This is a genomic window from Streptobacillus felis, assembly GCF_001559775.1.
GTDB lineage: Bacteria > Fusobacteriota > Fusobacteriia > Fusobacteriales > Leptotrichiaceae > Streptobacillus > Streptobacillus felis.
Genome location: NZ_LOHX01000340.1, coordinates 1 through 5542, shown reverse-complemented (window position 1 = coordinate 5542; position 5542 = coordinate 1). Strand labels below are relative to the sequence as shown.

The window sequence follows — 5542 nt, the reverse complement described above, 5'->3', positions numbered from 1 at the left end:
TGGAAGTAATGAAAATTACAAGAGATTTATTAGGAGATTTTTCCGTAAGGGATCTTCATTTAATAATTTGAGTAATAAAGAGATAGAATATATACAAGACTTTATGAATAATTATCCAAGAAAAATTTTTAATGGTAAAACATCAAAAAATATTTATTTTGAAAATAAAAATGCAGCATAAATTCAATTATACTGCACTATAAAATTTTTATTTCATTTTTTTTTGGACATTTCTAATTTCTACTTACACTGATTCTTTTTTTATAAAGTTTTTCTTGACAAAGACAGTATTTTTAGTATATACTAATATAGTAAAATTTCCTTTCCCACAAAGGAACCGTTATTCACCAAAAAATTTTAGGAGGATAGAAGTGAATAAAGATACAAAAATGCAAAAAAAAGAAGAAGTAGTAAGAAATTGGCATTTAGTTGATGCTGAAGGATTAGTACTTGGAAAATTAGCAGTAGAAATTGCTAAAAAATTAATTGGAAAAGATAAAGTAAGTTACACACCACACGTTGACGGTGGAGATTATGTAGTAGTAGTTAATGCAGAAAAAATTGCTGTAACAGGTAAAAAATTAACTGATAAAAAATATTACAGACATAGTGGATACCCTGGAGGATTAAAAACTAGAAGTTTAGAAGAAATGCTTGCAAAAAAACCAACTGAAGTATTAAGAAAAGCTGTTGAAAGAATGTTACCTAAAAACAAATTAGGAAGACAAATGATTAACAGACTAAAATTAAATGTAGGACCAACTCATTCAAATGAAGCTCAAAAACCTACAAAAATGGAATTATAGGGAGGTATTTAAGTGAGTAAACAATTTTTAGGAACAGGTAGAAGAAAAACTTCAGTAGCAAGAGTAAGATTAATCCCAGGACAAACAGGTGTTGTAATTAACGGTAAAGACATGAGAGAATTTTTTGCAGGAAGAGAAATCTTAGCAAAAATAGTTGAACAACCATTAGAATTAACAGGAACATTAAATAAATTTGGTGTAAATGTTACGGTACATGGTGGAGGAAATACTGGTCAAGCAGGAGCTATAAGATTAGGTATTTCAAGAGCTTTAGTAGAAAATGATTCTGAATTAAAAGCTGGATTAAGAGAAGCTGGATTCTTAACAAGAGATTCACGTATGGTTGAAAGAAAAAAATACGGGAAGAAAAAAGCAAGAAGAAGCCCACAATTCTCAAAACGTTAATATTATTAACAAAACAAATAAAAATAGTAAAAGACATGAACCTATGTTCATGTTTTTTTATTTTCAAATCATTTTAACACTGAAAAAAATAAATTAAATAAAATACATAAAAATAGAGGGAAAAATATAAATAAGACACAGAGTGCAAAGTCAATGTTTATGCTATTTTTCTTGCATTATCAACTTTTTTTTGATATATTAAAATAAGTAGCAAAAAGAGGTGATTAAATGAAAAAAATATTTTTAATGGGAATTTTAATATTTTCAATTTTATCTTTATCTGAAGATAAAAAATTTAATATAGTTCTTAAATCAAGTTTTGAAAACGAAGGAAGATTAAGAAAAATTGAAGACTTTAAACTTTCAAAAATGGTATATAAGCCTGTTGACTTAACAGTTTATACTTTAAATAATTCTTTAAGTGCAAATCTTGTTTTACAAGGAAATAGAAAACTTGCAAAGCAACCTAACTCAAACACTAGATATATATATGATGGAACAGATAATAAGGGAGATTTACAAAAAGAAGATTCTTACTATATCACTGAATTTATTACAAATAGAAATTCTGTATCCTATTCTTCTTTTGAAAACCATTTATCAAATGTAAATAAAGAAAAATCCGTAGAATCTGAAGATCATGACCACCATCATGATCACGAACATGGGCATGACCATGATCACGAGGAACATGACCACGACCATAAAAGTATATTAAGTGGGGATAGTTTAAATATATCTAAACCAAGAAATACTAAAACTATTAAAGAAAATAGTGACTTTCAAGCAAAATTATCTTTATCATACAATAAACCTAAATACGGTTTAAAATATACTAAATATTTAACATCTTTTGATGAAGAAGATAATAGATATTTTAAAAATGATTCAATAACAGAATTTAAATTAATAGGTGTTCATAAAGATAAGTTTTCTCTTGGAACAATCTCAAGAATTAAAGGTAGAGAAAACTATCCAAGTATTATTGAAACAAATATATATGGAAGATATATGTATAATGAAAATACTTTCTTAGGTATAGATTTGTTTGCTGGTAAACAACTTAGCAATTTAGCAGATGGAAATAACCAAAGGAGCAAAGTAAGGGTATTTTTTGATTACAATACAGAAAAAAGAAGATATCACAAATTCTGGGAAATTATTGATCATGAACACGATAAGATAGATCAATTTAAAATAGAATTTAGCTTTGATAATGAATACAAAGACAGTTTATCAAAAATACACAAAGGATATATAGATAAATTAGAGAATAAAAAAACTTTTATTACTGATATTAAATTAAAAAAATCAAATGTATTCACTAAAAATTTAAATATATCTAATGATTTCCAATTTAAATTAGAAGATACTTTTAAAAAGGAAACTAATATAAAGTATAATATAACTCAAAGCGTTCACTTTGATAATTGGGATACACATGGAGATGCAATCACTTATGACACAAATGGTGTTAACTATCATTTTAATCCTGGATTTAGTAAAGTATTAGCTGAAAGTTATAAAAAATTCAAAAAAGGTGAAGAACTAGGTCTTGATGAATTTTATGTCCCTATCATTGCTGAAAATGATGGTTACATCCTATTAACTAAATTCGAAGAAGACTTTGGAACTAACAGTCAACCAAAATACGGTAAATATTATGTTGAAACAACAGCAGTAAGTAATGGAGATATGTCGTATAAGAGTAGTAGAAGTAAAAAACATAGCTATGAAAACAAATTTAATTTAAGCTATAACAACTCAAAAAACTACTTTAGTTTTAATGAACACTTAAAATATATTACCAATTTCAATGAAACTAAGCTTGAGAGCAAAACTGTTGGAACATATGAGAGAAAAATTAATTCCAACTTAAAACTAAAGAACGAATTATCCAATGAATACGAACTATTCAAAGATAAAAAATCTAATCATTACCAAACTAATGTGTTAAGCAATAACATTAATATAAATCAAAAGATAGTAAAAGATGATGTAAAAATAAACGTAGGTGTTGATACCAAGTTCTCTGTTTTATCTAGAGTAGCTAAAAAATCTAGACTTTATGCATCAAGTATTTCACCATACTTAATGGAGGTACTAAAAAGAGAATTTCCAGAATCTCCTTATGATAGACAATTAGAAAACGAACCAAATAAATGGGTACATGGTTATGAATTTTCAGTTAAACCTTATGTTAAAACAGTTTATACACCAAAAAATAACCTTGAAATTAATGGAAGTTTTGAGTTAGAAAAAACTTATACTAAAACTCCATTAACAAAAAATGAGGGATTATTTTTACCTCTTTATTCAAAACCTTTATCTATCCCTTTAAAATATGGTATAAAATTTGGTATAATATATAGGTACTAATATAAATAGGAGGGATTGAATGAACAAATGGTTTTATAGATCTATTTCAATTTTTGTTGGAGTAATAGCATTACTATTCTTTAACACACCAAAAATATATATTTATTTATTAACAGCTTTAGGTGTAATACTTGCAGTTATAGGGTTTCTATACTTAAAAGTTAATTCTGCAGAAGGGTGTATAGTTTCAAACCGTATATCTGTTGATGGTGAAAATGTTGGGTACTGCTATAGACAAAAAGAAAAATTAGGAAAAAATGACAGTGGTTGGAGATTTTTTGCTGGTGATGAAGATGAAACATACCTAAAAAATCCTGAAAACTTCGGTGTATACAAGTTAAGTATAGTATGTAACTTAGATAAAAATGTAAGAGAAATATTAAAATCGCCTTATGGTACTGAATTGAGAGTTAACGAGGAAGGTAAATTAGCAAAGGTGGAGAATGAATAAATGAAAAAAATATTTACAATGCTTTTATTATTACAATTATTTCTTTTCTCAAAGGAAGAAGTGGAAATAATCAACGGTTTCAAACAAGGCCCGTTTATAGAAACTTTAGATGATGGTAGTATAGAAAAAGGGACTTATGTTAATAATGTAAAAAATGGTGAATTTACTTTAGAGGTACCTGAAATAAATTTATTACTTAAAGGAACATATTTAAACGGATTCTTAAATGGTGTTGAAAAGGTATATAAGGATGGGAATTTTGTAGGAGAAATAACATATTTCCAAAATGAACAGTTAGGTGAGCAACTTGAATATATAGATGAACTTACACGTAGTGGATATATGGGCATGAATCGTAATGGATATTTTGAATTAAAAACACCTGATTCAGTAATATCATTTAAGGAAGAAGATGCATTAATAAATGGTCAAGTAATAATAAACAAGAATAACGGTGATAAAATTTACCTTACTATGTTTGAAGGCATTACACTTGGTGATATCAAATATGTAAAATCAAACGGAGAAATTAAATTCTATGAATATCTTTTTGATATAGATGAAATAAGTCCGTCTGAAGAAAAGTTTTTAGAAACTATATACCTATATTTAGAGGAAAATAAGGTAGAAAAAATAAACAACTTAAAACAAGGTGATGTTAAGATAGAAATTGATGATGTAAAAATTGAATATAGCTATGTTAACAACGAAATTAATGGAACAGTTAAATTGATTTTCCCTGAAGTTACAAAAGAAATTAACTTCAAAGATGGTAAAAGAGATGGTGAATCTAAATATACTATAGGTAGTTTCACTGAAATAAAAAGATACAAAAACGACTTATTAGATGGAATGTCAATAAGAGGTAATCAAGATATATATTATACAAAAGGTAGAATAACTAAAATAATAAGTCATATAGATGATAATAGTTTTGTCACTATAAATTTTGTAAATGAAAAACCCGTAGGAAATCTTACTATTACAGAAAATGGAATAGTAAGAATAGAAGGAACATATGATGAAAATCACATCCTAGTCTTCGATGGAAAAGATATAGCAAAGGATGGAGATAAAGTATTACTTTATGATTCTAAACACATACCTATGTATATAATAGTGATTAAAGAAAATGGTGAAAAAAGACAATACAAAAAAATAAATGATTACTTAGAAAATAAAGAGTATGTAATTATAAAATAAATATTTTAAAATATTAATCACGTATATTTATTATAGAAAAGTTTTTATACATATGTAAAAGTATTAAAGAGAGTATTGAAATAAGTCTGTAAATTCATCAAATTTATTTTTTTATTCAAAGACTCTTATGATATTTAGTTTATAAACAATTCAATATATTATAGCTGTTTTTCACAGCATGTCAATACAGAGGGTAAGGTTTTTTGACCAAACCCTCTTAATTTATTGATAAATTTCTTTAAATTTCTATACGCTCTCTACCAAAATTAATAATTAATTCCATATAAATTTGTCCCCA

At 26.3% G+C, this 5542-nt stretch carries 5 protein-coding genes and 1 pseudogene; all 6 read left to right on the top strand.

The features are described from left to right. Positions 1-181: pseudogene (locus tag AYC60_RS09410) on the top strand (IS30 family transposase); the annotation flags it as partial. 190 nt (positions 182-371) lie between these two features. Next, positions 372-806, top strand: a complete 435-nt coding sequence (gene rplM, locus AYC60_RS08055; protein WP_067323398.1) for a 50S ribosomal protein L13 — start codon at positions 372-374, stop codon at positions 804-806. A gap of 12 nt (positions 807-818) precedes the next feature. Continuing rightward, positions 819-1211, top strand: coding sequence for a 30S ribosomal protein S9 (rpsI, locus tag AYC60_RS08050; RefSeq protein ID WP_067323395.1), 393 nt, complete (start codon positions 819-821; stop codon positions 1209-1211). A gap of 228 nt (positions 1212-1439) precedes the next feature. Then, positions 1440-3590, top strand: a complete 2151-nt coding sequence (locus AYC60_RS09225) for a hypothetical protein (RefSeq protein WP_067323392.1) — start codon at positions 1440-1442, stop codon at positions 3588-3590. Positions 3591-3609: 19 nt separating this feature from the next. Then, positions 3610-4041 carry a DUF2185 domain-containing protein gene (locus AYC60_RS08040; RefSeq protein ID WP_067323389.1) on the top strand — a complete coding sequence of 144 codons (432 nt, stop codon included), beginning with the start codon at positions 3610-3612 and terminating at the stop codon, positions 4039-4041. Next, positions 4042-5244, top strand: coding sequence for a hypothetical protein (locus AYC60_RS08035; RefSeq protein WP_067323386.1), 1203 nt, complete (start codon positions 4042-4044; stop codon positions 5242-5244). Positions 5245-5542: the final 298 nt, after the last annotated feature.

Excerpts from the sequence above, each read along its gene's own strand:
- AYC60_RS08040 (WP_067323389.1), top strand. The coding sequence starts at position 3,610 with ATGAACAAATGGTTTTATAGATCTATTTCAATTTTTGTTGGAGTAATA.
- AYC60_RS08035 (WP_067323386.1), top strand. The coding sequence starts at position 4,042 with ATGAAAAAAATATTTACAATGCTTTTATTATTACAATTATTTCTTTTC.
- AYC60_RS09225 (WP_067323392.1), top strand. The coding sequence starts at position 1,440 with ATGAAAAAAATATTTTTAATGGGAATTTTAATATTTTCAATTTTATCT.